This is a genomic window from Haloprofundus marisrubri, assembly GCF_001469955.1.
GTDB classification, from domain to species: Archaea; Halobacteriota; Halobacteria; order Halobacteriales; family Haloferacaceae; genus Haloprofundus; species Haloprofundus marisrubri.
Genome location: NZ_LOPU01000034.1, coordinates 1 through 24,225 on the forward strand (window position 1 = coordinate 1; position 24,225 = coordinate 24,225).

Genomic DNA, 24,225 nt, shown 5'->3' on the forward strand with positions numbered 1-24,225 from the left:
ATTTGCAACTCAGACGTTCAGAGAGTGGTGGGACGAACGCGGCGGTCCGCAGGTTAGAGACGAAGACAAGCGCGTGGCGTACTTCCACGGCTGTTACTCGAACTACAACACACCCGAGGTGGGCAAGGCGATGGTTCGCGTCTTCGAGTCCTTCGGCTACGAAGTCGTCGTTCCGGTCCAACGCTGTTCGGGCACGCCGATGTTCGCCAACGGAATGTTGGACGACGCCAAGCGCGCAGCAGGTATCAACGTCGAGAACTTCTCGGGATTGATTGCCGACGGCTACGACGTCATTGCTTCCTGTACGTCGTGTTCGATGTCGCTCAAGCAAGAGTACCCCGAACTGTTCGATTTGGAGGGCATCGAAGACGTGTCGGCACACACGTTCGAGGCGATGGAGTACCTGCGAATCCACGAGGATTTGGAGGGCGCGCTGTCGGAGTCGTCGGTGTCTGAGCAGTCGTATGCGTACCACGCGCCGTGTCACGCCCGCAATCAGGGTCTCGACAGACAGGCAGTTGAGTTGTTCCGGGAGTTAGATGGTATCGACATCGAAGACGTGGGGTCGTCGTGTTCGGGCATCTCGGGCACCTACGGCTGGAAAGAGGAGAAATACGACAAATCGATGAAGATAGGCGAGGAGATGTTCGAGCATATGCACCACGCTTCGGGGAACGTGGGGATGACCGAATGTCCGACGTGTTCGATGCAGATGGAACACGGCACCGGCTACGAGATTCGACACCCACTCCAAGTTCTCGAAGAAGCTCTCGTCTGAAGGCCGTATCGAGTTGAACTCGTCACTCTGTTCGGGACACGACTCACAGCCGAAGAACTGAAAAAATCAGTAGCCACCCGCGCCGTCGAAACAGCGTCCGCACCGTGACGTGTCGTCGTCGTCGGTGTCGGCCAAATCGACGACGACCGTCGATTCCTCCGAGACGTGAAACAGCGCGCCACAGACGGCGAGTCTGTGCGCGTGGTCGTCGTTGAACTTGTGAACGGTCTCGGTTCGTTCGTTGAGGACGGCGCGCATCGTCAGTACCGACGAACCGTACCCCGTAAAAGACAGTACCCCGTAGTTACGGGTAACTGGCAGGCATTCGACAGCCTTGGTGGCGTGAACACGACGAACGAGGCGAGTACGGCAAACGGGACGAACACAGCGAGTGCGAACTACTCGCTCGTTCGCCTCGCTACTACGGCGTAGAAGGGGTCCGATTGCGAGTCTACGTCGGAGACGACGCGGACATCCTCGAACCCGCCGACGCCCTCAAAGTACCGCCGGACCAGCGCGGCCCGTCCGTCCATCGACGTCGCCCGCCACGCTCGAATCGCTTTCTGGGCGAACATGCGGTTCGAGAAGGAGACGACACAGACGCCGCCGGGGCGGAGCACCCGTCGAATCTCGGCGAACACCGCGCCGGGACGTTGGAGATACTGTACCGACACCGCGACGAGCACCGCGTCGACGACGGCCGTCTCCATCGGAAGCGAAGGGGTTTCGTTGAGATTTCCGACGAAGAACTCGTCGAGTCTCGGATTCTCGGCCAACTCCGCTCGGTTCAGCCCGTGGCCGACGACGCGTTCGTAGTCGACGTCGTCCGGCAGATGCGACACCCAACTACTCATCAAGTCGAGAGCGACGCTGTCGGCCGTGAGTTCGTCTCGATACAGTTCGGTCAGTCGCTCGCGGAACCGTTCGTCGACGTGGTGGACGAACCGTGGGGAGTCGTAGAAACGGGCGTCGTCGCCGGTGTCGAGTTTCGAGCGTTCCGCCGCCGAAAGCAGCGTGGGCGCGTCAGAGAGGTCGGAATCGGCAGCGGAGTCACCACGGGTTTCGGTGTCGACGGTGGGGTCGGACTCTTCGGCCACGCTCAGAGCGACCCCGGCGGGTTCGAGGAACGAAGCGACCGAATCGAGTCCGGCGAGCCGCTGGTCTGGATGATGTCGAACGCCGTCATCAGGTCCGTCCGCGAGACGATGCCGACGATATCGCCGTTGTTGTCGATGACGGGGAGGCGGCCGACGCCCTTCTCCTGCATCATCTGGAGCGCTTCCATCGCGTCGAGTTCGGGAGTGACGCTGGCGATATCGCGCGACATCACGTCTTCGACCCGGTAGGCGTCGCGTTCGACTTCGTTGATCGAACGGGCGTCGTTGAGCGTTACCATCCCCGTGAGCTGGCCGTCACGAAGCACCGGATAGCCGGTGTGACGCTCGGTGAACATCCGGCTCATCAGTTCGGCGATGCTCGTGTCCTCGTCGACGGTGTGGAGGTCCTCCTTGGTGGTCATGATGTCGCGGACGGTCACGTCTTGGAACGCCGCTTTCATCACCGTCTGCTGGGCTTCGCTGGACGCACCGATGTAGATGAAGAACGCGAGCGCGACGAGCCAGAGGTTGGCGAAGAGTCCGAAGATACCCAACAGGAGCGCGAACCCTTTGCCGACCTCCGCCGCAATCTGAGTTGCACGGGCGTACGACCGCGAACGTGCCAGCAGCGCCCGAAGCACGCGGCCACCGTCCATCGGGAAGCCGGGCAGCATGTTGAACACCGCCAAGAGGATGTTGGTCAGCGCGAGATAGCCGAGAACGAACTTGATGGCGTCGAGACTCGACGGCAACACGAGGAAGGCGGCGTAGGAGATAACGCCGAGAGCGACGCTGACGGCGGGGCCGGCGAGGGCGACGTTGAGTTCCTGTTTCCAGTTCTCGGGAATCTCGGTGAAGCGGGCGACGCCGCCGAACAGCCAGAGGGTGATGGAGTCGATTTCGTAGCCGTACCGGAGCGCCACCAACGAGTGGCCGAACTCGTGGAGGAGAACGCAGCCAAACAGCCCGATAGCGGCGGCGCTGCCGAGTATCCACGGCATCGGACCGTCGGTGAGCGCGGCGGCGTCGAGCGACGACCCGAACAGGTCGTTGACGGTCCCCACCAGCGACCCGACGTCGAGTCCGATGAGATACGCGAAGAGCGGTAGCACCAGCAGGAACGTGAAGTCCAACCGGATGGGGATGCCGAAGGCGCTCCCGATTCGAATGCCTCGCATACGACAGGTTAGGGTCCGGACGTTCTTAAACTCGGCCGTAAGTTCGGCAGCGTCCGGATTCGAGAAATCCCCCAAGTTCGTCGCGTTCAGGTTCGTCGTGTGTCCGGTCCGGGCGGGAGGAAAGAGCGTGGGCGAGAACGGTGGAGCAACGCTTACGCCTCGGGAGTCGTAGACGCGGGTATGGAGTCCAGCGAGTCAGGAGACGGTGGCGCAGTCGTCAAACGTGGGTCCGACGTTGAGTACGAGTCGGTCGGCGCGGCGGACGGGATGCAAAAGGGCGTCCTCGTGAGCGACGCCGACGGCGCACCGAACTTCGCTATTCGGCGGTTCACCCTCGATGCGGGCGCGTCGGTGCCGAAACATACGAACGAGGTCGAACACGAGCAGTACGTCCTCTCGGGCGAGTACACCGTCGGCATCGGCGACGAGGAGTACGAGGTGTCGGCGGGCGACTCGCTTCTCATCCCGGCGGGTGTCGTCCACTGGTACCGAAACGAAGGGGCAGAGACCGGGTCGTTCCTCTGTGCGGTGCCGAACGGCGACGACAGCATCGAGTTGGTCGACGAGTAGTCGCATCGTCGCCGGGTGCGAGTGTCGATGCGGAGTGCGAGTGCGACAGCTAGCCACGACTCCACGGAGTCGAATCCCTGAAATACCCCGTTCTCGTACGATGCGACGTGTCTCAGCAGGTCGCCCGGGTCGACACGTTGTTTCTCCACGAGAGCGGTGGCCGCGACGACTTCACCGTCGTCGCCAACCGCGACGGCGAACGTCTCTTCCGTGGCCGACTCGGTCTCAAGGAGACGAACGCCGGCCCCCGTCCCGGGAAGTTCCGCATCGTCGACGGTTCCAGCGAAGAACCGCGGGACCCCGACCAGTTCGTCGAACTCGCGCGCCGGGCGTCGCGTATCCGCATCTCCGAGCAGACCTCCAGAACGGGTCGCTCCGAGCTTCAAGAGATGCTCGACGGCTACCAACTCGACGCGCTCGTCGTCCGGACCTGTCGGTTCTGCGCCGACGGCGGCCGCTACTCGCCTATCACCGAGGAGACGGCCATCAAGACCGAACGTGAGTCAATCTGTCCGGACTGTGCGATTCGGGAACTCGAACGCGAACTCTCGTTCAAAGGCAATCTGACCGGGGCCGCACAGGACCGCCTCGAAGAACTCCTCTTGGACGTACAGGACCTCGACCGTATCACGAATCTCCTGCAGGGGAACCTCGACCCCGACCTGACGAAGTTCGACGAAATCAGTGCGACTGTCGAAGACGTCGACCCCGTCCCGACGAACAGTCTGGACCTCCACCCCAATCTACAGGGAATGACCGAACAGCGGTTCGACACGCTCCTGCCGGTGCAGAGTCTCTCGGTCCGAAACGGCCTCTTCGACGGCGACGACCAACTCGTCGTCAGCGCGACGGCGACCGGAAAGACGCTCGTCGGTGAACTCGCCGGAGTGAACCGCGTTCTGGAGGGCAAAGGGAAACTACTGTTTCTGGTCCCGCTCGTCGCCCTCGCCAACCAGAAGTACGACGACTTCAAGGAGCGCTACGGCCACCTCGCCAACGTCACGATTCGAGTCGGTGCGTCGCGCATCAACGACGACGGCAACCGCTTCGACCCGAACGCCGACATCATCGTCGGCACTTACGAGGGTATCGACCACGCATTGCGGACGGGCAAGGACCTCGGCGACATCGGCAGCGTCGTCATCGACGAAGTTCACACGCTGAAAGAAGACGAGCGTGGTCACCGCCTCGACGGCCTCATCTCTCGGCTCAAATACTACTGTGAGAACCGAGCGGAGCGCCGCGAGAACTACGAGGGCGCGCAGTGGATTTACCTCTCTGCGACCGTCGGCAACCCCGAGTGGCTGGCGCGACGACTGAAGGCGACGCTCATCGAGTTCGAAGAGCGCCCCGTTCCCATAGAGCGCCACCTGACGTTCGCCGACGGTCAGGAGAAAGTGCGAATCGAGAACAAACTCGTCCGCCGCGAGTTCGACACCAAGTCCTCGAAAGGCTATCGCGGCCAAACCATCATCTTCACCAACTCGCGGCGGCGCTGTCACGAAATCTCCCGAAAACTGGAGTACGACGCCGCGCCGTACCACGCCGGGTTGGATTATCGCAGACGAAAGAAAGTCGAGCGGATGTTCGCCAATCAGGATTTGGCGGCCGTCGTCACGACGGCGGCGCTGGCGGCGGGCGTCGACTTTCCCGCCTCGCAGGTCGTCTTCGACTCGCTGGCGATGGGTATCGAGTGGCTTTCGGTACAGGAGTTCAGCCAGATGCTCGGCCGCGCCGGCCGGCCGGACTACCACGACAAAGGGAAGGTGTACATGCTGGTCGAACCCGACGCCGCCTACCACGGGTCGATGGAGATGAGCGAGGACGAAGTCGCGTTCATGCTCCTGAAAGGCGAGATGGAGGACGTTGCGACCATCTACGACGAGTCCGCCGCCGTCGAGGAGACGCTGGCGAACATCACCGTCGCCGGCAAGCGAGCCAAACGGCTGAACGACCGGATGCTCGGCGAGATTCCGACGAAACACGCGGTCGGCAAGTTGCTCGAATGGAACTTCATCGACGGCTTCGAGCCGACTCCCTTGGGCCGAGCGATTACCCGGCACTTCCTCGCGCCCGACGACGCGTTCCGCATTCTCGATGGGGTTCGCAACGGCCTCGACCCCTACGCCATCGTCGCCGAGATGGAACTCGCAGAGGACGACCTGTAACCCGAAGTCGCGCGCGAAACACCTACGACCGCCGCGCCGCCTTGCGAATACCGCATCCTTTTGCCAGCAGCGGCCGTCTGACTCCCCGTGGCAGCGATAACTCCGGGCATCGTCTTCGTCTCTCTCGTCATCCTCGTTGCGCTGGTGTTGTTTGCGACGGAGCCGGTTCCGGTCGACATCACTGCAATCGGGGTGATGGTGACGCTGATGCTCGTCACCCCGGTAACCGAGGCGCTCACCTCGATAGGGCTGCTCGCCGCACCGATACGGATGATTTCGGTCGAGCAGGGGCTGTCGGGCTTTGCGAGTCAGGCGACGTTGACCGTGCTGGCGATGTTCATCCTCAGCGAGGGCGTCCAACGGACGGGCGTCATCCAGATACTCGGCGCGAAAATCGCGGCCGTCACCCGCGAGAGCGAGGGTCGCCAACTCGGTGCCGTCGTCGGCGTCGTCGCCCCTATCTCGGGGTTCATCAACAACACCGCCGCTGTCGCTATCCTCCTGCCGATGGTGACCGACCTCGCCGAACGCGGCCGCAACTCGCCGTCGAAGCTGCTGTTACCGCTGTCGTACGCGTCGATGTTCGGCGGGACGCTCACGCTCATCGGGACCTCCACCAACATTCTCGCCAGCGACATCTCCGCACGTCTCGGTGTCGGCGCGTTCTCGATGTTCGAGTTCACCGGCTTGGGACTCGTCGTGACGCTCGTCGGCACCGTCTACTTGCTCACGGTCGGTCGGTATCTCACGCCGGCGCGCATCAGACCACAGTCGGACCTCACCGAGGAGTTCGAGATGGCCGAGTATCTGACCGAGGTGGTCGTTCGAGAGGACTCCCCGCTCGTCGACCAGCGGGTACAGGACGCGCTGGGCGAAACCGCACTCGACGTCGACCTGCTCCAACTGATTCGAGACGGCGAGGTGTTTCTCGAACCGCTGGGTCCGAAGGAGATTCAAGCGGGCGACGTGTTCGCCGTCCGAACCGACCGCGACACGCTGGTCGAACTGTTGGACGTCGAAGGTCTCGACCTCGTGCCGGTTCGCGTCGACGAGGAGACGCTGGAAGCCGGCGAGTCGGGGCAGAACCTCGTCGAAGTCGTCGTCGCTCCACAGTCGGCGCTCGTCGGCGAGTCGCTCTCCTCTATCGGCTTCCGACAGCGCTACGACGCCACCGTGTTGGCGCTGCGGCGCGGCGGCGAACTCATCCGTCGGCGGATGGACAACGTCCCGCTACAGGTCGGTGACACGCTGCTCGTGCAGGCGACGACCGACAGCATCGAGCGACTCGACCAGAACCGCGACTTCATCGTCGCCCAAGAGATACAGCGACGCGATTTCCGCGAGTCGAAGATACCCGTCGCCGTCGGTATCGTCGCGCTGGTCGTTCTCGTAGCCGCGTTGACGCCCATCGAAATCGTGGTCGCGGCGCTGGCGGGCGCGCTGGCGATGGTGGCGACGCGGTGTCTGAAGCCGACCGAGATTTACGATGCCGTCCAGTGGGACGTCATCTTCCTCTTGGCGGGCGTCATTCCGCTCGGCATCGCCATGCAGGAGACGGGTGCAGACCAGTTGCTCGCCGATGGCGTCGTCGCCAGCGCCAGCGCACTTCCGATGCTGGGAGTGCTCGGACTGTTCTACGTCGTCACGGCGCTTCTGACGAACGTCGTCTCGAACAACGCGAGCGTCGTGCTCATGGTTCCGGTGGCGGTGGAGGCGGCGACCCAAATCGGGGCGAACCCCTTCTCGTTCGTCATCGCGGTGACGTTCGCCGCGTCGACGGCGTTTATGACACCCGTCGGCTATCAGACGAACCTGTTCGTCTACGGCCCGGGCGGCTACAAGTTCACCGACTACGTGCGCGTGGGTGCGCCGCTACAGTTGGTGTTCGCCGTCGTCACGACACTCGGTATCACGGTATTCTTCCCCGTGACGGGGTGAGACACGAGAAACGAGGAACGAAACGCTTTACACTGGAACGCGATTCTGTACTGATGCGGGACCATGGGTTAGCCTGGTATACTTCGGGCCTTGGGTGCCCGTGACCCCGGTTCAAATCCGGGTGGTCTCACTCCACCGTTTTACTTCGTCGGGTCGCGCTACGCGCGACCGCTCTCCGCGGGCGACACATGAGTCGTCCGCGGGGAAGCGAGACGGCGGTGCCGTCTCGCCCTCCTCGCAAAAATCTGTGTTCGTGAACGCAGTGAACGAACGCTCGGGAGAGCAACGCTCTCCCGGTGGACCAAAAAGAGCCGCGACGAGCGAAGCGAGTCGCGGTACAGTACAGTGATACAGCTCCGCGAGGAAAATACAGATTCTACGCCGCGCAGTTGTTCGCGCCCGTCTCCAGCATCTCCGCCTCGCGGTCGCTTCCCACCGACTCCACGCCGCGATTCAATCCGATAATCGTCTCGTAGTTGTCCGGCTTTTCCGGCGTGTTTTCGACCATCCGTTCGACGAACGCCTCGCGTTCCAACCCGGCGAGCGAGAGCGACTCACGAACCTGCGAGAGCGACGCCGCGACGGCCTCACCGGGCGACCCGTGGGCGAAACGGCCGTCGTTCGTCACGGTCACGTGACCCGGTAGAACCGTCAGTTCCTCCGGGAGCGCCAGCAGTGTCTCGTGAAGCGTGTCGTACGCCATCTCCGCGCCTTTCGCCGCGTCGTCGTCGCCGAGCTCCAGTTCGGTGCGCCCCAGCGAGTCCAAGAAGAGCGCGTCGCCGGTGAGCACCGCCTCGTCGCCGACGCGGTACACCATCATCTCGGAGGTGTGGCCGGGCGCGTGCAGTGCCGTCACGTCGAGGTCGCCGAGCGAGACGGCGTCGCCGTCGCCGAGCGGTTCGAACGCGAAGTCGAGGTCTCGCTCCGTCGCTCTTTCGCCGAGGTGGTACGGTACGTTCAGCGCCTCGGCGAGCGCTCGCCCGCCGGAGACGTGGTCGGCGTGGACGTGAGTGTCGAGGACGTGCGTAACCTCCAAACCGAGTTCGGCGGCGGTGACGACGTACTGGTCGGTGTGTTGGGTCGCGTCGACGACGACGGCTTCTCCGGCAGTTTTCGACCCGACGAGATAGCTCAGACAGCCTTTGCCCCGGCGCTGGAACTGGACGACGACGATGTCCTCGTCGTCGGTGTCGACGGAGACGCGTTCGTACAGCGCGTTCCAGTCGCGCATGCCGCCTTTGACGACCGACACGTCGTCGTAGCCGTTCGCGTCGAGTTCCGCCGCCAACGTCGTCGACGTCGCACCTTTCCCACAGATTGTGAGGATGGGTTTGTCGCCTGCCCAGTCGTCGATTTGCGCTCGGCTGTCGTCGTCGAGCGTCTCCGTCGGGCCGAAGGGGAGATTTTTCGCGTCGGTGACGTGCCACGACTCGTAGCTCTCCTCGGGTCGGGTGTCGACCAGCAGGTAGTCGTCGCCGTCGTCCTGCTTTTCGGCCAACTCGCGGGCGGTAATCTGGGTAAACATGACTCCGTAGTCGTGTATGGTCTTGTGACTTTTAATCATTACTACCGTCGCGGCGGACCGACACGACGGGTATCACTTTCGCTCCAAGGCGATACTTCTTACAGGGGGAGGGTCTAAGCGTGTGTCAATGGCGCAGGCATCGAATCAGGAGTTGACCGAGCGGTTCATCCAGTTCTACCGCAACTACTACCGGGACCGCATCGGCCGACTCGCCCAGAACTACCCCAACGAGCAACGCTCGCTCTTCATCGACTACGACGACCTCTATCGGTTCGACCCGGACCTCGCCGACGACTACCAGTCGCACCCAGAGCAGATGCAGGAGTACGCCGAGGAAGCCCTCCGCCTCTACGACCTCCCTGCGGACGTCAGTCTCGGACAGGCACACGTCCGTCTCAACGACCTCCCCGAGAGCATCGCGATTCGCGGCATTCGCGTCCACGACGACCACGTCGGGAAGATGGTGAGCATCCAAGGAATCGTCCGGAAAGCGACCGACGTCCGCCCGAAGGTGACGCAAGCGGCGTTCGAGTGCCAACGCTGCGGTACGATGGCGTACATCCCGCAGTCCGACGGCAGCTTTCAGGAACCGCACGAGTGCCAGGGCTGTGAACGACAGGGTCCGTTCATGGTCAACTTCGACGAGTCGGAGTTCATCGACTCACAGAAACTCCGTGTCCAAGAAAGTCCCGAGGGCCTTCGCGGCGGCGAGACGCCCCAGAGCATCGACATCAACGTCGAAGACGACATCACGGGAAAGGTGACCGCCGGCGACCACGTCACCATCGTGGGCGTACTCCATATCGAACAGATGAAAAACGGCCAGGAGAAGTCACCCATCTTCGACCTCTACATGGACGGCGTCTCGGTGACCATCGAGGACGAGGAGTTCGAAGACATGGACATCACCGACGAGGACAAAGAGGAGATAATCGAACTCTCGGCACATCCGAACATCTACGACGAGATGGTCGCCTCCGTCGCGCCCGCCATCTACGGCTACGACAAGGAGAAACTCGCCATGATTCTCCAACTGTTCTCGGGCGTCACCAAACATCTCCCCGACGGCTCTCGCATCCGCGGCGACCTCCACATGCTGCTCATCGGTGACCCCGGTACCGGGAAGTCGCAGATGCTCTCGTACATCCAGAACATCGCGCCTCGGTCGGTCTATACGTCGGGGAAGGGTTCGTCTTCTGCGGGTCTGACCGCCGCCGCCGTCCGCGACGACTTCGGCGACGGCCAGCAGTGGTCGCTCGAAGCCGGTGCGCTCGTACTCGCGGACAAAGGTATCGCGGCGGTGGACGAGTTGGACAAGATGCGCCCCGAGGACCGCTCGGCGATGCACGAGGCGCTCGAACAGCAGAAGATTTCGGTGTCGAAAGCCGGCATCAACGCAACCCTCAAATCCAGGTGTTCGCTGCTCGGCGCGGCGAATCCCAAATATGGGAGATTCGACCAGTACGAACCCATCGGCGAACAGATAAACCTCGAACCGGCGCTCATCTCGCGGTTCGACCTCATCTTCACGGTCACCGACCAACCCGACCCCGACCACGACGGCAAACTCGCCGACCACATCCTGCGGACGAACTACGCCGGCGAACTGAACACCCAGCGGACGAACCTCACGACGTCGAACTTCACCCAACAGGAAGTCGACGACGTGACCGAGGAAGTCGCGCCGGCTATCGAGGCCGACCTGCTTCGGAAGTACATCGCGTACGCGAAACGCAACTGCTTCCCGACGATGACCGACGAGGCGATGGCGACGATTCGAGAGTTCTACGTCGACCTGCGGTCGAAAGGCGCCGACGAGGACGCCCCCGTTCCAGTCACCGCCCGGAAACTCGAAGCGTTGGTCCGTCTCGCGGAGGCGAGTGCACGAATCCGCCTCTCCGACACCGTCGACGAGGAGGACGCCGAACGCGCCGTCGACCTCGCACGCTCGACGCTACAGGACATCGGTGTCGACCCCGAGACGGGTCAGTTCGACGCCGACGTCGTCGAGACCGGCCAGTCGAAGACCCAACGCGACCGGAAGATGAACCTCCGCAAACTCATCGGCGACATCGAAGACGAGTACGACGGCGGCGCGCCGGTGGAGGTCATCCTCGAAGCGGCCGAAGAGCAACTCGGCATCGGCGAACAGAAGGCCGAAAAGGAGATAGAGGGCCTCAAACGCAAGGGCGAACTGTACGAACCGACACAGGGCCACCTCCGGACGACGTAGGATGGACCGAATCTCCGCACTCCGCAACGTCGAGGAGGCGCTTCGGGCGTTCGAGGAGGGCGATGTCGACCTCGCAACGGCCGAACGTCGGGTCGTCGCCGTGCTCCGGACCTACGCCACCGAGTTCGAAGCCGACGGTCTGTCGGCGTACCGCGCCCGCGGCGACGACAGAGCGGACGGCCTCGTCGTCGTCGCCGACTCCGAACGCGAGGCCGAGCAACGAATTCGGACGCTTCTGGACGACGACGGGGCGCTGTCGTTCGAGGTCGTCGGAGTCGAACAGCGAACCTGAACGCCTCCTCTGGTCGATGGAGCGGGGTGGGGGACCGATGCGCAAACACTTTAGTCCGGCCCTGTGATACATCAAAAAGACAACGTGAGGGAGGCACTCAGTCGTGACAGGTGAGAAAAACACTCTGGAGACCGTGTTCGACGAGGCGTCGAGCATCCTCCTCTTAGCCCCGTCGCTCGGTGAAGGTGAGAGCGACACGTGCATCGAGCTGTTACACCCCGACAACAGCGACAAGAACGCGTTGTGGGTGTCGTACACGAAGTCGCCGGACGCGCAACTGCGTCGGTGGCGAACCCACAGCGACCACGCGCCGGCGAACGTCGGGGTCGTCAGCGTCGGCGACTCGATGCGCTCTGTCGGCACCGCGAGTCCGCAAGGCGGTGCAGCACAGGAACTCGACGCGGGAGTCAAGACGGTCACCAACCCGAACGACCTCACCGGCCTCGGAATCAACATCACCGAGCATCTGAGTCGCTGGCAGGACAACGGCAACCGCACCGTCGTCTGCGTCGACTCGTTGACGGCGATGCTGCAGTACGTCGAACTCCAGACGGCCTACGAGTTCCTTCACGTACTCACCGGCCGCCTCTACGCGTCCGACGCCGTCGCCCACTTCCACATGGACCCCGGCGCACACGACGACCAGACCGTCGAGAGCATCGCGTCGCTCTGTGACGCCGTCGTCGAACTCCGTGATGACGAGCGCCGCATCAGGTGTCGCTGACTCCGAAGGTTTTAATTTTAGAACGGATACAGCTGTATCCGTGCTGTTGGTCGTCACGTACTCACAGGCCGCGCGAGCGACGCTCCGAAACGTCTGCGGAAGCCACGAGACGGCCGTCGTCAGGCGGTTCGGACGCGCGGCGCTGTTTGCAGCGACCGAGTTAGGGGCGTTTCTCGCGCTTCGAATGCGGGAGAAACACGGCGGCGACGTCCAACTCTCACAGACCGAACCGTTCAACGAGTTCGCCGAGGTGAAAGAGGAGATACGTGAGGCGGCGACTGCGTACGAGACCCGCGACTCACCGAGTACGCCGTACACGAAGTTCGTGGTAGGAACCGACCATCCGACTCCCGAGCAGATGCGCGGGCGGGAGCTGTGAGCACCGTCACCGTCCACGTCGGAACGAGAACGTATCGAGGGAGCGGAATCGACCTCAGTGTGGAAGGACTCGCGCCGATGGCAGTGTACGAAGCCGTCGTTGCGGAGACGACTGGAGGCGCGGAAACGGTAGGGGAGACAGCAGGTCGGGTCGTCGTCGAGAGTCCAAACCCGAACACGGGCTACGAGACGCTGTGGCGCATCTGTGAGAAATCCACGAACTCGCTTCTACATTCGCTGGCGGCGGCGGCGCGCTCTCGCGGGCGGACCGCGCCCGAAGACGACGAACGAGTCAACGTCGAGGCGACGCTCGGGTCGCTCGACGTACCGACAGTCGAGATGACAGCGGTCCGTCGTCGCGTCGCCGACGCGGGCGCGGACGAAGCCCGTCTCGGAGAACGCGTCGCCGAACTACGGGGTAGACTCCAAGCCCGGCGTGAGACGGACGAAAGCACCGAGGGCGTCGGCGACGTTCGACAGGAACTCTCGGAGACAGTCGCACGGCTCACCGAAGTCGAAACGGAGCGAATCGCCGCCGAACAGGCGCTCGAACGGGCCGAACGCGAGGCGGCCGACGCACGAGACGCTCGGGAACGACGACTCCGACTCGAAGACCGAGCGGCGAATCTCGCACGGGCAGCCCGTCGTCGCCTCGCAGAGGGCGTGTACGACGAGTTCGCGTCCGCGTTGCGGTCGGTGCCCGGCGAGGCGGACGCGGGCGCGGGGCCGCAGGCGTTTCGTGGCGACCCGGTGACCGCCCGCCTCGCTGCGGTTCGCGTCGCCGACCTCGACGCCCCCGTGGTTCTGAGCGTCGACCGGTTCGACGACGCCGACGCGGCCGCGGACGCACTCGACACGCCCGTCGTCCGAGTTTAAATACGGGAACGCGGCAGGTCAGGGTATGGAGCTCTCTTGGAGCGTCGACCACGCCGACGGCGTCTCGTTCGTCACCGTGCGAACAACGAACGAAACGGCCGTCGACCAGCGTATTCGTGTCGAGAATCGATTGGAGGGACCGGTGTTGCCGCCGCGGCGAGCAGGCGTTCCCGAAGACGGGTGGGACGCCGAAGGTTACGAGGCGGTCGTTAGCGCTGGAGAGACCGTGAGTCTCGGCTACGCCTGTCCGGGCGAGACCGGTGCGGACAATGTCGACGCCGACAGCCCACCCGTGGAACTCGTTTCGGTCGAAAGACCGGCTTCGGAAGCCGAGGTGAGTGAGAACCCGACCGCCGAGCACGCGCTCAGGAAGTGTGGGACCGCGCGCCCGCCACGGGACGCGGTCGGTCGCGTCGTCTCGGGCGACGATAACGGCGGAGGCGAGGGAGACGGTATGACCGACCGAGACAACGAGGACAGCGACAGCGACGGCAGAACCGACGTTCGAGCAGGAGCAACCGAAACCGCGGGAGCGACCGAGACAGCCGAGATACCCGAAGCGGTCGACGAGTGGTTTGGCGACGTTCGAGAGCGCGTCGAGGACGCCGAGACCCTCACCGACGCCTCCGTCGGCGAAGCGACGACCGTACTGGCAGAGCGCGGCGGGCTGGCGGCGGTCGAACGACTGCCCTCGTGTCTCGACGGCGACGCAGCGACGCTCCGAGCGGTCGCTCGCCGAGCGGAGCGACTCGCCGAGCGTGCCGAATCGACGGACGTGCCCCTCGACGCACTTCGGGGGATAGCGTGATTCTCGCCGTTGTCGGGGGGAAGGGTGGCGTCGGCAAGTCGACGGTAGCGTACAACCTCACCGCGGCACTCGACGAGGGAGAGTCCGGAAGACAGAGCGTCGTCGTCGACGCCGACCTCGGGATGGCGGACCTCCCAGTAAAGCGAGGCCCGGACCTCCACGACGTACTGGCCGGGCGTGCTGGACCGCTGGAGGCAGTGCGACCCGGTCCGGTCGACGTGCTCGCTTGCGGCCGGTCACTGGCGGGGGCACGAGCGGCGGACCTCGGTTCACTGTCGGCGGCGCTCGAACGGGTTGAGCGCGAGTACGGAACCGTCGTCGTCGACTGCCCCGCAGGGATGCGCGCGGACGTCGGCGTTCCACTGGCGCTGGCAGATGCGTGTGTCGTCGTCGCCTCGCCGAAACCGTTCGCGCTCGCCGACGCGGTTCGAAGCCGAGAACTCGCCCGGGAACTGGACGCGGGCCTCGCCGGCGTGGTGTTGAACCGCGTCGTCGACGACGCTCCCGAAGAAGCCGTCGGGCGGGCGCTGGGTGCGCCGGCCGAGACCGTTCGCGCAGACCCGCGAGTCGGCAACTCCGTCGGAGAGGAGCGTCCGGTCGTCGCCGCCGCTCCCGACACCGAGGCGGCGGCAGCGTTCCAGCACATCGCGTCTGCGGTTCGCGCCTGCGAGCGTTAAGAGAGAGAAGAAAACGTCGTTCAGTCGCGCAGGTCGTAGTAGGTGCTGCGGAGCGTAACAGGGGTGACGCCCGCGACGTCGGCGGCCTCTTTCTGGGTGAGTTTCACGTCGAGTTCGCGCGCCGCGGTGTAGAGACACGCGGCGGCGACGCCGCTCGGGTTCCGGCCCGCTGCGAGGCCGCTGTCGTGGCTCTCGGCGGCGAGTTCGCGGGCGCGGCGTTCGACCGACGACGCCAAGTCGAGTTCGCTCGCAAAGCGCGGCACGTACTCGGTGGGCGAGATAGGACCCACAGGAAGACCGAGGTCGCGGTTGAGCGCGTCGTACGCCGCGCCGTGTTCGTTCTCCGTCGCGCGGGAGACGGCGAGTACTTCGTCGACGGTCCGGGAGACGCCGGCGACGCGACAGGCGGCGTACACACACGCCGAGGAGAACCCTTCGAGCGAGCGCCCGCGCAGCAGGTTCTCGTTCTGTGCGGAGCGAAGCAGCGAACAGGCGTGGTCGCGCACGCGGTCCGGCAGCGACAGCGCCCCCGTCAGTCGGCGAATTTCGGTGAAGGCGTACACCTGATTCCGCTCGCGTTTCGAGGAAATCCGCGCACGGTTGTGCTGGCGGCGCATCCGCGCCAGTCGGCGGCGTTTTCGACCTTTGATTCGGCTCGACCGACCGATTTCCGTCGAGAGGCCGCGGTCGTGGCGCGAACGCGTCAGCGGCGCGCCGGTCCGCTCGGGGTTCGTGTCGTCGTCCGCGAACGACCGCCACTCGGGGCCGTGGTCGATGTGGTCGGCGGCGACCACCAGACCGCAACTCGCACACACCGTCTCGCTGCTGTTCGTTCGGAGTCGGCCGTCGCATTCGGGGCAACCGGTCGCTTGTGACTTGCTCATACTCGAAACTCGGTCCCGATGGAGTATTTAAACACGGGAGAAATCGGCGGAAATCGGGGTAAGACGGTCGGGAGAACGTATCGGTCACCGATACGTTACACACTCAAATTTATTGAATACTCTTCCTTGTCGATAACTTTTAGTGTGAAGCGGCGGCACCTGTCGCCAGAATGGGATTGGCCGACATCGCGGCGGGCATCGAAGTCACCGCCGAACAGGAGACGCGAGGCGTCCCCACCGTCGACGACACCGGCGTGGACCTCCGGGAACGGTTCGACGCGCACGCCGAATCGCTTCCGTGTGACCCCGACGCGGCAGCGACAGTGTTCGACGCGTACGCGGGCGGGGCGAGCGTCGGCGAGAGCGCGCACGCGGGAGGCGTCGCACCGATGACTGCGGCGAAGGCGCTCCATCGCTGCGGCGTGACTGGCGTGACGCCGCTGGGGCCCACGGCGCGCGACATTCTCCGGGATTGGCTCGCCGGAGAGCTGTCTCGAACCGAGGCGCTGACGCTCACCGGCGCGTCGAAGACGGAGTTCGCACTCGCGGCGTACGTCGAGACGCACGACCAAATCGAGGAACTGGCGGACGCGACGGCGGGTGAACTGACGCCCGGGACGAACGCGACTGTCGCAAAGCGCGACGCGCTGGCGGAGACGATGAGCGACGTGAGCGAGTTCTTCTGAACTGTTCGCGCGACGACAATAGTTATGAGCGCACCCGACCGATAGGAAGCAGATGCATCGGAACGAGAACGAATGGTGGCTGTCGTCTCTACTCGACAGCGCGTTGTTCAGCGAGCCATCGGGAGGGCTCAACGCGTCGGTCCAGTTCGTCGCCGCGCTGCTATTCACGGGGATGTACGTTTACTTCGACGTTCTACTCGGTAGTCCTTCCAGTCATCTGCTATTCCTTGCCACCGCTGCTGGCCTGTCCGGCCTTGCAGAATCCCTCCCGAAAGAACGCCGACGGACCGCAGGCGTGTTGCGTATAGCGGGAATCTCTGTTGCACTCGCACTGATAGTTCTCGTATGGGTGGCGCCCGAGTTCGTCATCGGTCCGTAGTCGCCTCCGTCGAGTTGTCCACGCGACGAGACGTCTCGATAACGTGGCCTCGCTACTACTTCGTCAATCGCCGAAGCGACGACGGGAGGAACCCATCGACACTGTCGAGAACGCTCTTCTCTTCGAATTCGAGGTCGAGTTTCGTCGTCACCGTCGTCTCCGCGGCGTGAGCGACCGTCGGCGCGAACTCCCCGGAGGTGGCGAGCGACGCCGGGAAGGGCGCGTCGGTGGCGGGGACGAACGCGTCGGCGGCGTCGAACCGGCCGCGAGTGGCGAGCGTCGCGTGGCTCTCGATGCCGAGGTCGGCGAGTCGGTCACGGATACGGCGGTTCGCTTCCACGCCGCGGTCGGTCGCGGGCGTGACCGTGACGACGCGTTGGGCGGCGTCGGCGGCCGCGATAGCTTGGTTCGCGGCGACCGGCGGCACGTCGAGGAGGACGTGGTCGAACGTCTCGCTGGCTTCGGCGACACGCGTCTCGAACCGGCGGGCGGCCTCGGCGGTCTTCGCACGGGCGAGTCGCTCGAAGGGCGCGCTGGCGGGGGCACAGGCGACGCGCCCGGCGGTGTCATCGAGAAGCGGAAAGTCGACGAGTGCCGCGTCGAGCGGCGTCTCCGGTTCGACCAACAGCGTCGTCATGTCGGTGTCGAGTCGGCCGTCGGCGTAGTCGGCCAACCCCTGCGTCGCAAAGGCGGCGTCGAGAATCGCCACGTCGCGCCCGTCGTTTGCGAGCGTCGCCGCCAGTTCGAGCGCCGTCCGCGTCGTCCCCGCGCCGCCGGTCGCTCCGACGAGCGCAGCGCAGACCGTATCAGACATACGCCGAGTTGGTACCGCTATCCGGCTAAAAATCTATGGTTTTCTGAACAGTTCAGCGTGGAGTGTTCTCTCGGCTTCGGCTTCGAGACGCTCACTCGGCGATGTCGTCGGCGATATCGTCGAGTTCGTCGTCCGAGAGGTCCGGTCGCTCGCCCGCGACGGCGTGAATCGGGCCGCCGCCGTCGCCCTCGAAACGCGGTACGAGGTGGACGTGGACGTGTGGCACCTCCTGTCCCGCGGCACTGCCGTCGTTGATACCGACGGTGACCGCGTCGGCGTCGACGGCCGACTCTACGCGCGGGGTGAGTTCGTGAACCGCCGCGAAGAGTTCGGACGCCTCCGCTCCCGAGAGGTCGTCGAGTCGCTCGGCGTGTTCTTTCGGGACGACGAGCGTGTGCCCCGCCGAGAGCGGGTTCGCGTCGAGAAACGCCAGTACCTCGTCTGTCTCGTAGACGGTGCGTCCGGGAATGTCGCCCGCGACGATTTTGCAGAAGATACAGTCGTCGGCCATGGTGTGAGCGTCTCTCGCCGTCGGCAAGAAAGTTCGGACGAACGGTCTCAGGGGTGAAACGGCAAACCACTCAAGGCAACTGTGCGGCTATCGCGTCGCGGTACTCTGCTTGCGAGTAGCCTAGCCGCGAGAGCCACACCTCCTGATACGACGGGTGCAGAAGCGGGAGAACACGGACGCCGAGTGTGTCGGAGTCGAACGGTTCGAGCACCCGATCGAGAAACCCACCGACCGACTCGTCGTCGAACGCGAGCAGCGTCGCCGTCGCGTGTTTACCCGTCGTGACGACGAGTTCCGGCGACACCTGTTCGAGTTCGGTTTCGAGGTGGAGGCGGCAGTTCTGTCGTTCTTGGCGTGTTGGCTCGCGGTTCGAGCCATCGTCGCCCTCGGGAAAACAGTTCACCGCGTTCGTGTAGTACGTCCGGTCGGCGTAGCCGAGCGACTCGAACAGCGAGCGGACGCGGCGGCCCGAGTGTTTGGAGGTGTAGGCGAACCCGGTGTGATTGCCACCTCTCCACGTCTCCGCGTCGGGGTCGCCCGCGCCGGGTGCTTCGCCGACGACTACCACGTCGGCGTCCATCGGACCGTTGCCCCACGAGATACACGTCCGCGACTCGACGAGCGCCGAACAGCGCGCACAGTTCGGTTCGAGGACGTTCTTCTCGGCTTCGTCCGGATGAGTCGGCATTGCTTGTGAGACTCGGGGCGGGCAGTGGACCGCTCAGCGGTCGCGGCGGTGGTCTTCTAGCTCTCGGGCCTGTTCGTCGATTTTCGAGAGTTCGCGGACGACTTCGTCGTCGCGTCCGCCGTGTGCGGTCCGGACGGAGAGGTCCAGCGGCGAAGGGACGAATCGGGCGTTCTCGGCGTCGTCTTCGTCGTCGGCGCGGCCGACGAGCGCGAGAAACACCTCCCAGAGGCTACGAACCATACGTGCAGTTCACGTCCGGGAGTTGATAGCTGTTCGTGCCGGATGGAGGTGTGTCCAGAGTGTATCGCCGGGCCGACGCGTTACTCCGTCAGCGGGAGGGCGATGCCGAAGACGAACGGCGAGAGCAACGCGATAGCGATGCCGATGATTTCCATGTCGAGAAACAGCGTGTCTTGCCATCCGGGGAGCGTGCCGAAGGCAGCGTGTCCGACGAGTTCGGCGACTGCGCCGACGGCGAACAGCGTGACGCCGAAGAGGAACGCAGATTTCGTCAGACGAGGGTAGTCTATGTTGCCGTATCGGCCGGTCATACACTCGCTCTACGAGCGACCCGAAAAACCGTTTCGTTCTCGTTTCTCGGAGCGAAAGAGTGAGGTAGGAGAGAAACTGAAGGAGAGGAGATGCTCGAATCACTCCTCGAACTGCTGCCGGAGTTCGTCTCCGTGCTGTTCTTCGCGGGCGGGGCCGCCGCGCTCTCCACGCTCGGCGTCTACATCGAACAGCTCGCATTCGAAACGTTGGCCACCGGCGAAACCGTACTGGCGCTGTGGCTCGCCGTCATCGGCCTGATGGCCTTCTACTTCGGTCCGTACCTGATGGGCTTCACCGAGGCGCTGCCGCGGAGTAGACGGCTACTCGCTCACCTGACCGAATAATCGAAATCCACTCAGAGCGCGTCGGCGACGACCGACGCCGCGCTGACCGCACTCACTTCTCGTTCGACCGTATCCGTCCCGTACACCGCTTCGATGCCCGCAGCGGCGAGTTTCGTCCGCGCGTTGCCGGTGAGCACCGGGTGGACGCAGGTGGCGAAGACGTTGTTCGCGCCGCCGTCCGCGAGTGCGCCGACCGCCTCGCTCATCGTCGACCCGGTGGCGATGATGTCGTCGACGACGACGACGTCCCGACCGGTGACCGACGCGTCGCTCGGTTCGACGCTCACCTCGCCGGTGTCGTAGTCGCGCGTCTTCTCGAAGTAGTCGGTGTCGCCTGCACCGTACACGTCGCGGACCTCCTCGGCGAGGTCTTCGGCGCTGGCGTCCGGGCCGAGAAACAGCGGTTCTCGGAGGTCGTCGGGCAGCGGGTCGGCCAAGAGAGAGGAAGCGTCGACCGTCTCGCAAGGCACGTCGAAGAAATCGGCGACGCGCTCCTCGTGGGGTGTGACGAGCACGACGCGGTCGGCCCCGGAACTGACCGCGCGGGCGACGGCGCGCGCCGAAATCGGCTGGCCCGACTTGAACGCGCTGTCCTGACGACTGTAGCCCATGTACGGCAGAACGGTGACGATTTCCTCTGCACCCGCCTCGCGGGCGGCGTCCTGCAACTGGAGCAGTTCGAGATGTGCATCCGAAGAAGTGGTCGTGCAGACGACGACGGCTCGGTCGTCGTCGAAGTCGGGAATCGACGCGAGCAGTTCGCCGTCGGGGAAGCGGTCGTACTCGGCGACGGCCAGCGACTCGCCCGTCTCGGCGGCGAGGGCGGCCGACAACGCCTGCGAAGTCGAACCGGAGACAATCATATCTCGCTCTCCTCGTCCCGGCCTAAACCCGTTTTCGTTACCGGCGCGCCAGCAGCGTCTCTCGGTTCACTCCTCGATGAAGCGAACGCCGACACCGGCGATGCCGTCGAGACCGAGCGTCTGCGAGCGCCAGCCGTCGCCGGCGTCCATCAGGAGCGTGCCTGCCTCGGTGACGGCGTACGTCGCCGGTCCGTGGACGACGCCGACGAGCGGTTCGTCGACCGGCACGTCGAGCGTCTCCCACTCGTCGTCGTCGGTGCGGGCGTAGACGCGGCCGTCGCCGACGGCGTGCGCGCGACGGCCGTCGCTGGCGACGACCCGAAACGACCCCGAGAGTACGTCCATCCAGCCGTTACCGAGCGCGTACAGTCCCGACCCGGTCGCTGCGAGGGGGACGCCCGAAGCCGACACGTCGCGCGCGTCGTCGAGGCCGACGTGTGAGAGCGCGTCGCCGTCGACACGGTGGACGCCGTCGGCGGCGGCGACGAGCGACCCGTCGATGGCCCGCGGGTGGTCGACTTCTCCGAGCGTCGTCCACGCGTCCGAGTTCTCGTCGGTATCGGCCGCGTCGATGGCTCGCCGAGCGACGCGTCCGGACTCGTCTGCCGCCAGCAGGTCGTCGCCGTCGAAACCGACGGCCACCGCCGACCCGAAGCCCGCGTTCTCGAACCCCTCCCCCTCGCCTCTGTCGAGGAGAACGCGCTCGTCGGTGGCGACGGCGATGTGTCCGGCCGCGCTCGCAACGTCGAGCGCCGTGCATCGGTGGTCGATTCCGAACCCACCGATTCGGTCGTCGGAGACGTCGACGACGACGACGCCGAGCGCTGCGGCGACGAACAGCTCCGCCTTGCCGGTTTTGTCGGCGTAGACCCGCTTTTCGTCGATAGTTGGCATACGTCCGTAGTCGGGAGGGGGGTGCGAAAACGTTCCGTCTCGAAACTGACCAGTCGTTCGGAGTTTAAACCCACACCATTGAAGAGAACTGAACCGTTCCACACAACTGAATAGTGAGACAATAACATGCATGGCATGCCCGCTGTGAAACCACCTCCCCATCAAGAAGACGTGTCTCAGAAAGTACTCCTCATCTGCAAACACTGCGAGCGAGCGCTGCCCGGCGAGAAACGCGACGACGGAACGCTTCGACCCTATGGTGTGAGGTACTGTCCCGACTGTCAGCGCGCGGATTTCGAGGTGCGGGGCCTCGGCGACTCCTGACCGGCGGGTCGCCACGAACTCCGGCCCACGTCGACTCAGAGAAACTCACGGACGTCGGAGTACCACATGTCGTGGTGGTCGACGAGTTCGAGTGCATCGGCGATATCGACCGCGAGCGCGTGCCAACAGCGTTGCTCGGGGTCGTCGGGGTCGAGATTGTACGAACTGTCTTTGCAGGTGCAACTGCCCTCCTCGACGACGTACTCCTCGGCGTAGCCGACGACGACGGTGAAATCCCGGTAGCGTTTGACGCGACGCTCGGAGACGGCTTCGATGGCCTGCGTCGCGCGCGTGCCGTGCGCGGAGACGAGCGTCTCGACTACCGGTCCGGTCAGTTTTCCGGCGTCCGCGAGTGCGGCCTGCCAGTCGTCGTCGCCGTCGTCGCTGTCGCCACCGTCGACACCGTTCACGACGCCGGGTTCTCGGGGACCCCACAAAACCGGTTCGATGCGGGCGGCGGATTCGAGTGCCGAGTTCGGAGCAACCGTTATCAGTGGTAGCTGTGTGGTCCGAAGCGATGTCAGCGATGTCGACGATGACGGACCCACCACCGTTCCCTTCCGAACTGGAACTGCTCGTCTCTGGCGTCCTCGTCGTGACGGCACTCCTGTGGATAGGCGTCCGGTACGTCGGCGACGACCCCACAGAACGAGTCGAACAGGCGTCGAACGCCGCCGTCCGGTCCGCCGCGATGGCTGTCGCGGCAGTCGTCGCGCTTCGACTTCTGTCGCTGTGAGTCTCGAAACCCGACGCCACTGGACCGCGTCACTTTTCGCCGCCGGTGGGCGAGTCGGGGTATGCAGATTCACGAGGGCGGCGTCGACATCGACGTCGCCGACTCCCGCGACGGGGCCAGCGAGGGCGCGGGCGACAGCGTGTTCTTCAACCCGACACAGGAACTGAACCGCGACGTGACCGTGGCGACGCTTCGGGCGTACAAGGAACGAGAGCCACGCGCGGAGACGTATCTCGACGCGATGACCGCCAGCGGGATTCGGGCGGTTCGCGCCGCCGCCGACGGATGGCGCGTCACCGGCGCGGATATCGATTCGGAGGCCGTCGAACTCGCGCGCTCGAATATAGAGCGCAACGGACTGGAGGGAGAAATTCTCGAACAGAACGTCAACGAACTGCTCTACGGGGACCGCGAGGTGTACGACGTCGTCGACGTCGACCCGTTCGGCACGCCCATCCCCTTCGCGGACGCGGCGCTGTCGAACGCGCGGAACATGGTTTGCGTCACCGCTACCGACACCGCGCCGCTCTGTGGAGCCCACCAGAACAGCGGGATTCGGAAGTACTCGACGCTCCCGCAGAACACCGACTTCCACGCCGAGATGGGGCTTCGCGTGCTCCTGTCGGCGCTGATTCGGACCGCCGCGCGCTACGACATCGCCGCGAAACCGGTTCTCTCGCACGTCTCCAGACATTACGCGCGGACGTATCTCGAACTCGACCACCGCGCGACCAGCGCCGACGCGCTCGTCGAACAACTGGGCTACGTCCACAGTTGCGAGGACTGTCTCACCCGAACCCACGAGTTCGGTCTGCTGTCGCACCCGCCCGAGACGTGTCCGCACTGCGACGGCAACCGACTGCTGTCTGCGGGGCCGATATGGCTCGGTCCGACGGCCGAAAGCGAGTTCGCCCGGTCGGTTCGCTCGCACCTCGACGACGAAATGGGGACGAAAAAGCGCGCGTCGCGGATGCTGTCGACCATCGCCGACGAACTCGACGAACCGACCCACTACGACCAACACCGCCTCTGCAAGCAGTGGAACCGCTCGGCGAACGCGATGGACGAGTTCCTCTCGGACCTCCGGGATGCGGGATACGAGGCGTCACAGGCACACTACAGCGGTACTGCGTTCAAAACGGACGCGAGCGTCGCCGAGATGCGCGAGGCGACGCGGCCCGAGTAGAGACAGCAGGGGACGCGAATCCACGACTCGCATCGGTCGTGTGACTCGCAGTAGACGAACAGACGCGTCGGATACGCTCTCTAAGGATGATACTGTCCATCGATTACTTGTAACCGGTTGCT

The 24,225-nt window shown here is 64.5% G+C and carries 29 protein-coding genes and 1 tRNA gene; 17 read left to right on the forward strand and 13 right to left on the reverse strand.

Annotated features, from left to right (window positions below; all coding sequences use genetic code 11):
* On the forward strand, window positions 1-778 hold a 778-nt coding region (locus AUR64_RS16970; RefSeq protein ID WP_082230837.1), incomplete at its 5' end, for an anaerobic glycerol-3-phosphate dehydrogenase subunit C.
* Window positions 779-844: 66 nt separating this feature from the next.
* Here the strand turns inward: AUR64_RS16970 and AUR64_RS16975 are convergent.
* The 3 genes from AUR64_RS16975 to AUR64_RS16985 form a co-directional block, all read right to left on the reverse strand.
* Entirely contained in the window at window positions 845-1,036 is a 192-nt protein-coding gene (locus AUR64_RS16975; protein WP_058583161.1) for a hypothetical protein, read from the reverse strand.
* Between the two features lie 140 nt (window positions 1,037-1,176).
* The gene (locus AUR64_RS16980; protein WP_058583276.1) at window positions 1,177-1,791 is read right to left on the reverse strand and encodes a methyltransferase domain-containing protein; all 615 of its coding nucleotides are present in this window, start codon (window positions 1,789-1,791) and stop codon (window positions 1,177-1,179) included.
* 86 nt (window positions 1,792-1,877) lie between these two features.
* Window positions 1,878-3,053 carry a CBS domain-containing protein gene (locus AUR64_RS16985; protein ID WP_058583162.1) on the reverse strand — a complete coding sequence of 392 codons (1,176 nt, stop codon included), beginning with the start codon at window positions 3,051-3,053 and terminating at the stop codon, window positions 1,878-1,880.
* 180 nt (window positions 3,054-3,233) lie between these two features.
* Here AUR64_RS16985 and AUR64_RS16990 point away from each other — a divergent pair, with 180 nt between their 5' ends.
* The 4 genes from AUR64_RS16990 to AUR64_RS17005 all read left to right on the forward strand — a co-directional run bounded on the left by AUR64_RS16990 (window position 3,234) and on the right by AUR64_RS17005 (window position 7,859).
* Entirely contained in the window at window positions 3,234-3,623 is a 390-nt protein-coding gene (locus tag AUR64_RS16990; RefSeq protein WP_058583163.1) for a cupin domain-containing protein, read from the forward strand.
* Window positions 3,624-3,730: 107 nt separating this feature from the next.
* Window positions 3,731-5,791, forward strand: coding sequence for a DEAD/DEAH box helicase (locus tag AUR64_RS16995; protein WP_058583164.1), 2,061 nt, complete (start codon window positions 3,731-3,733; stop codon window positions 5,789-5,791).
* An 87-nt stretch (window positions 5,792-5,878) separates the two neighbouring features.
* Complete coding sequence (locus tag AUR64_RS17000) at window positions 5,879-7,729, forward strand: SLC13 family permease (RefSeq protein ID WP_058583165.1); 1,851 nt, start codon at window positions 5,879-5,881, stop codon at window positions 7,727-7,729.
* Between the two features lie 57 nt (window positions 7,730-7,786).
* Window positions 7,787-7,859, forward strand: a tRNA-Pro gene (locus AUR64_RS17005).
* Between the two features lie 246 nt (window positions 7,860-8,105).
* Here the strand turns inward: AUR64_RS17005 and AUR64_RS17010 are convergent.
* Window positions 8,106-9,254, reverse strand: coding sequence for an MBL fold metallo-hydrolase (locus tag AUR64_RS17010; RefSeq protein WP_058583277.1), 1,149 nt, complete (start codon window positions 9,252-9,254; stop codon window positions 8,106-8,108).
* A gap of 127 nt (window positions 9,255-9,381) precedes the next feature.
* Between AUR64_RS17010 and AUR64_RS17015 the strand changes: the two genes are divergently transcribed.
* From AUR64_RS17015 to AUR64_RS17045, 7 genes are all read left to right on the forward strand, one after another.
* On the forward strand, window positions 9,382-11,487 hold the full coding sequence (locus AUR64_RS17015) for a minichromosome maintenance protein MCM (protein WP_058583166.1): 2,106 nt from the start codon (window positions 9,382-9,384) through the stop codon (window positions 11,485-11,487).
* Between the two features lies 1 nt (window position 11,488).
* The gene (locus AUR64_RS17020) at window positions 11,489-11,779 is read left to right on the forward strand and encodes a DUF7854 family protein (RefSeq protein WP_058583167.1); all 291 of its coding nucleotides are present in this window, start codon (window positions 11,489-11,491) and stop codon (window positions 11,777-11,779) included.
* 103 nt (window positions 11,780-11,882) lie between these two features.
* Window positions 11,883-12,503, forward strand: coding sequence for a DUF7504 family protein (locus AUR64_RS17025; RefSeq protein WP_058583168.1), 621 nt, complete (start codon window positions 11,883-11,885; stop codon window positions 12,501-12,503).
* 40 nt (window positions 12,504-12,543) lie between these two features.
* Window positions 12,544-12,882: a DUF7855 family protein gene (locus tag AUR64_RS17030; protein ID WP_058583169.1), complete on the forward strand. Its 339-nt coding sequence runs from the start codon at window positions 12,544-12,546 to the stop codon at window positions 12,880-12,882.
* Window positions 12,879-13,757 carry a DUF7856 family protein gene (locus AUR64_RS17035; protein ID WP_058583170.1) on the forward strand — a complete coding sequence of 293 codons (879 nt, stop codon included), beginning with the start codon at window positions 12,879-12,881 and terminating at the stop codon, window positions 13,755-13,757. The genes AUR64_RS17030 and AUR64_RS17035 overlap by 4 nt, the downstream gene beginning before the upstream one ends.
* A 25-nt stretch (window positions 13,758-13,782) precedes the next feature.
* Window positions 13,783-14,565: a DUF7857 domain-containing protein gene (locus AUR64_RS17040; protein ID WP_058583171.1), complete on the forward strand. Its 783-nt coding sequence runs from the start codon at window positions 13,783-13,785 to the stop codon at window positions 14,563-14,565.
* Entirely contained in the window at window positions 14,562-15,242 is a 681-nt protein-coding gene (locus AUR64_RS17045; RefSeq protein ID WP_058583172.1) for a MinD/ParA family ATP-binding protein, read from the forward strand. Before AUR64_RS17040 ends, AUR64_RS17045 begins: the two co-directional genes overlap by 4 nt.
* Window positions 15,243-15,262: 20 nt before the next feature.
* On the opposite strand, the gene AUR64_RS17050 is transcribed toward AUR64_RS17045, so the two are convergent.
* The gene (locus AUR64_RS17050; RefSeq protein WP_058583173.1) at window positions 15,263-16,126 is read right to left on the reverse strand and encodes a transcription initiation factor IIB; all 864 of its coding nucleotides are present in this window, start codon (window positions 16,124-16,126) and stop codon (window positions 15,263-15,265) included.
* A gap of 170 nt (window positions 16,127-16,296) precedes the next feature.
* Between AUR64_RS17050 and AUR64_RS17055 the strand changes: the two genes are divergently transcribed.
* Window positions 16,297-16,812, forward strand: a complete 516-nt coding sequence (locus AUR64_RS17055) for a DUF7858 family protein (RefSeq protein WP_058583174.1) — start codon at window positions 16,297-16,299, stop codon at window positions 16,810-16,812.
* A gap of 52 nt (window positions 16,813-16,864) precedes the next feature.
* Window positions 16,865-17,191 (forward strand): hypothetical protein, encoded by a 327-nt coding sequence (locus AUR64_RS17060; protein WP_058583175.1) that lies wholly within the window; start codon window positions 16,865-16,867, stop codon window positions 17,189-17,191.
* A gap of 55 nt (window positions 17,192-17,246) precedes the next feature.
* On the opposite strand, the gene AUR64_RS17065 is transcribed toward AUR64_RS17060, so the two are convergent.
* From AUR64_RS17065 to AUR64_RS17085, 5 genes are all read right to left on the reverse strand, one after another.
* Entirely contained in the window at window positions 17,247-18,005 is a 759-nt protein-coding gene (locus AUR64_RS17065; protein ID WP_058583176.1) for a cell division inhibitor, read from the reverse strand.
* Window positions 18,006-18,096: 91 nt separating this feature from the next.
* Window positions 18,097-18,516, reverse strand: a complete 420-nt coding sequence (locus AUR64_RS17070; protein ID WP_058583177.1) for an HIT family protein — start codon at window positions 18,514-18,516, stop codon at window positions 18,097-18,099.
* A 70-nt stretch (window positions 18,517-18,586) separates the two neighbouring features.
* Window positions 18,587-19,204, reverse strand: coding sequence for a uracil-DNA glycosylase (locus tag AUR64_RS17075; RefSeq protein ID WP_058583178.1), 618 nt, complete (start codon window positions 19,202-19,204; stop codon window positions 18,587-18,589).
* A gap of 33 nt (window positions 19,205-19,237) precedes the next feature.
* Window positions 19,238-19,444, reverse strand: coding sequence for a hypothetical protein (locus AUR64_RS17080; protein ID WP_058583179.1), 207 nt, complete (start codon window positions 19,442-19,444; stop codon window positions 19,238-19,240).
* An 80-nt stretch (window positions 19,445-19,524) separates the two neighbouring features.
* Window positions 19,525-19,755 carry a DUF7860 family protein gene (locus AUR64_RS17085; protein ID WP_058583180.1) on the reverse strand — a complete coding sequence of 77 codons (231 nt, stop codon included), beginning with the start codon at window positions 19,753-19,755 and terminating at the stop codon, window positions 19,525-19,527.
* Window positions 19,756-19,845: 90 nt separating this feature from the next.
* Between AUR64_RS17085 and AUR64_RS17090 the strand changes: the two genes are divergently transcribed.
* On the forward strand, window positions 19,846-20,100 hold the full coding sequence (locus tag AUR64_RS17090) for a hypothetical protein (protein WP_058583181.1): 255 nt from the start codon (window positions 19,846-19,848) through the stop codon (window positions 20,098-20,100).
* 11 nt (window positions 20,101-20,111) lie between these two features.
* On the opposite strand, the gene prs is transcribed toward AUR64_RS17090, so the two are convergent.
* The 3 genes from prs to AUR64_RS17105 form a co-directional block, all read right to left on the reverse strand.
* Entirely contained in the window at window positions 20,112-20,963 is an 852-nt protein-coding gene (gene prs / locus AUR64_RS17095) for a ribose-phosphate diphosphokinase (RefSeq protein WP_058583182.1), read from the reverse strand.
* Window positions 20,964-21,029: 66 nt separating this feature from the next.
* Entirely contained in the window at window positions 21,030-21,857 is an 828-nt protein-coding gene (locus tag AUR64_RS17100) for an HVO_0234 family beta-propeller protein (protein ID WP_058583183.1), read from the reverse strand.
* A 359-nt stretch (window positions 21,858-22,216) separates the two neighbouring features.
* Complete coding sequence (locus tag AUR64_RS17105; protein WP_058583184.1) at window positions 22,217-22,591, reverse strand: hypothetical protein; 375 nt, start codon at window positions 22,589-22,591, stop codon at window positions 22,217-22,219.
* 107 nt (window positions 22,592-22,698) lie between these two features.
* Between AUR64_RS17105 and AUR64_RS17110 the strand changes: the two genes are divergently transcribed.
* Both AUR64_RS17110 and AUR64_RS17115 read left to right on the forward strand, forming a co-directional pair.
* Window positions 22,699-22,917: a hypothetical protein gene (locus AUR64_RS17110; protein ID WP_058583185.1), complete on the forward strand. Its 219-nt coding sequence runs from the start codon at window positions 22,699-22,701 to the stop codon at window positions 22,915-22,917.
* A gap of 61 nt (window positions 22,918-22,978) precedes the next feature.
* Window positions 22,979-24,103, forward strand: coding sequence for a tRNA (guanine(26)-N(2))-dimethyltransferase (locus AUR64_RS17115; RefSeq protein ID WP_058583186.1), 1,125 nt, complete (start codon window positions 22,979-22,981; stop codon window positions 24,101-24,103).
* The last annotated feature ends 122 nt before the right edge of the window (window positions 24,104-24,225 follow it).

Excerpts from the sequence above, each read along its gene's own strand:
- AUR64_RS17100 (WP_058583183.1), bottom strand. The coding sequence starts at position 21,857 with ATGCCAACTATCGACGAAAAGCGGGTCTACGCCGACAAAACCGGCAAG.
- AUR64_RS17085 (WP_058583180.1), bottom strand. The coding sequence starts at position 19,755 with ATGACCGGCCGATACGGCAACATAGACTACCCTCGTCTGACGAAATCT.
- AUR64_RS17040 (WP_058583171.1), top strand. The coding sequence starts at position 13,783 with ATGGAGCTCTCTTGGAGCGTCGACCACGCCGACGGCGTCTCGTTCGTC.
- prs (WP_058583182.1), bottom strand. The coding sequence starts at position 20,963 with ATGATTGTCTCCGGTTCGACTTCGCAGGCGTTGTCGGCCGCCCTCGCC.
- AUR64_RS17050 (WP_058583173.1), bottom strand. The coding sequence starts at position 16,126 with ATGAGCAAGTCACAAGCGACCGGTTGCCCCGAATGCGACGGCCGACTC.
- AUR64_RS17060 (WP_058583175.1), top strand. The coding sequence starts at position 16,865 with ATGCATCGGAACGAGAACGAATGGTGGCTGTCGTCTCTACTCGACAGC.
- AUR64_RS16990 (WP_058583163.1), top strand. The coding sequence starts at position 3,234 with ATGGAGTCCAGCGAGTCAGGAGACGGTGGCGCAGTCGTCAAACGTGGG.
- AUR64_RS17075 (WP_058583178.1), bottom strand. The coding sequence starts at position 19,204 with ATGCCGACTCATCCGGACGAAGCCGAGAAGAACGTCCTCGAACCGAAC.
- AUR64_RS17015 (WP_058583166.1), top strand. The coding sequence starts at position 9,382 with ATGGCGCAGGCATCGAATCAGGAGTTGACCGAGCGGTTCATCCAGTTC.
- AUR64_RS17090 (WP_058583181.1), top strand. The coding sequence starts at position 19,846 with ATGCTCGAATCACTCCTCGAACTGCTGCCGGAGTTCGTCTCCGTGCTG.
- AUR64_RS17010 (WP_058583277.1), bottom strand. The coding sequence starts at position 9,254 with ATGTTTACCCAGATTACCGCCCGCGAGTTGGCCGAAAAGCAGGACGAC.
- AUR64_RS16985 (WP_058583162.1), bottom strand. The coding sequence starts at position 3,053 with ATGCGAGGCATTCGAATCGGGAGCGCCTTCGGCATCCCCATCCGGTTG.
- AUR64_RS17110 (WP_058583185.1), top strand. The coding sequence starts at position 22,699 with ATGTCAGCGATGTCGACGATGACGGACCCACCACCGTTCCCTTCCGAA.
- AUR64_RS17080 (WP_058583179.1), bottom strand. The coding sequence starts at position 19,444 with ATGGTTCGTAGCCTCTGGGAGGTGTTTCTCGCGCTCGTCGGCCGCGCC.
- AUR64_RS17115 (WP_058583186.1), top strand. The coding sequence starts at position 22,979 with ATGCAGATTCACGAGGGCGGCGTCGACATCGACGTCGCCGACTCCCGC.
- AUR64_RS17065 (WP_058583176.1), bottom strand. The coding sequence starts at position 18,005 with ATGTCTGATACGGTCTGCGCTGCGCTCGTCGGAGCGACCGGCGGCGCG.
- AUR64_RS17070 (WP_058583177.1), bottom strand. The coding sequence starts at position 18,516 with ATGGCCGACGACTGTATCTTCTGCAAAATCGTCGCGGGCGACATTCCC.
- AUR64_RS17020 (WP_058583167.1), top strand. The coding sequence starts at position 11,489 with ATGGACCGAATCTCCGCACTCCGCAACGTCGAGGAGGCGCTTCGGGCG.
- AUR64_RS17055 (WP_058583174.1), top strand. The coding sequence starts at position 16,297 with ATGGGATTGGCCGACATCGCGGCGGGCATCGAAGTCACCGCCGAACAG.
- AUR64_RS16975 (WP_058583161.1), bottom strand. The coding sequence starts at position 1,036 with ATGCGCGCCGTCCTCAACGAACGAACCGAGACCGTTCACAAGTTCAAC.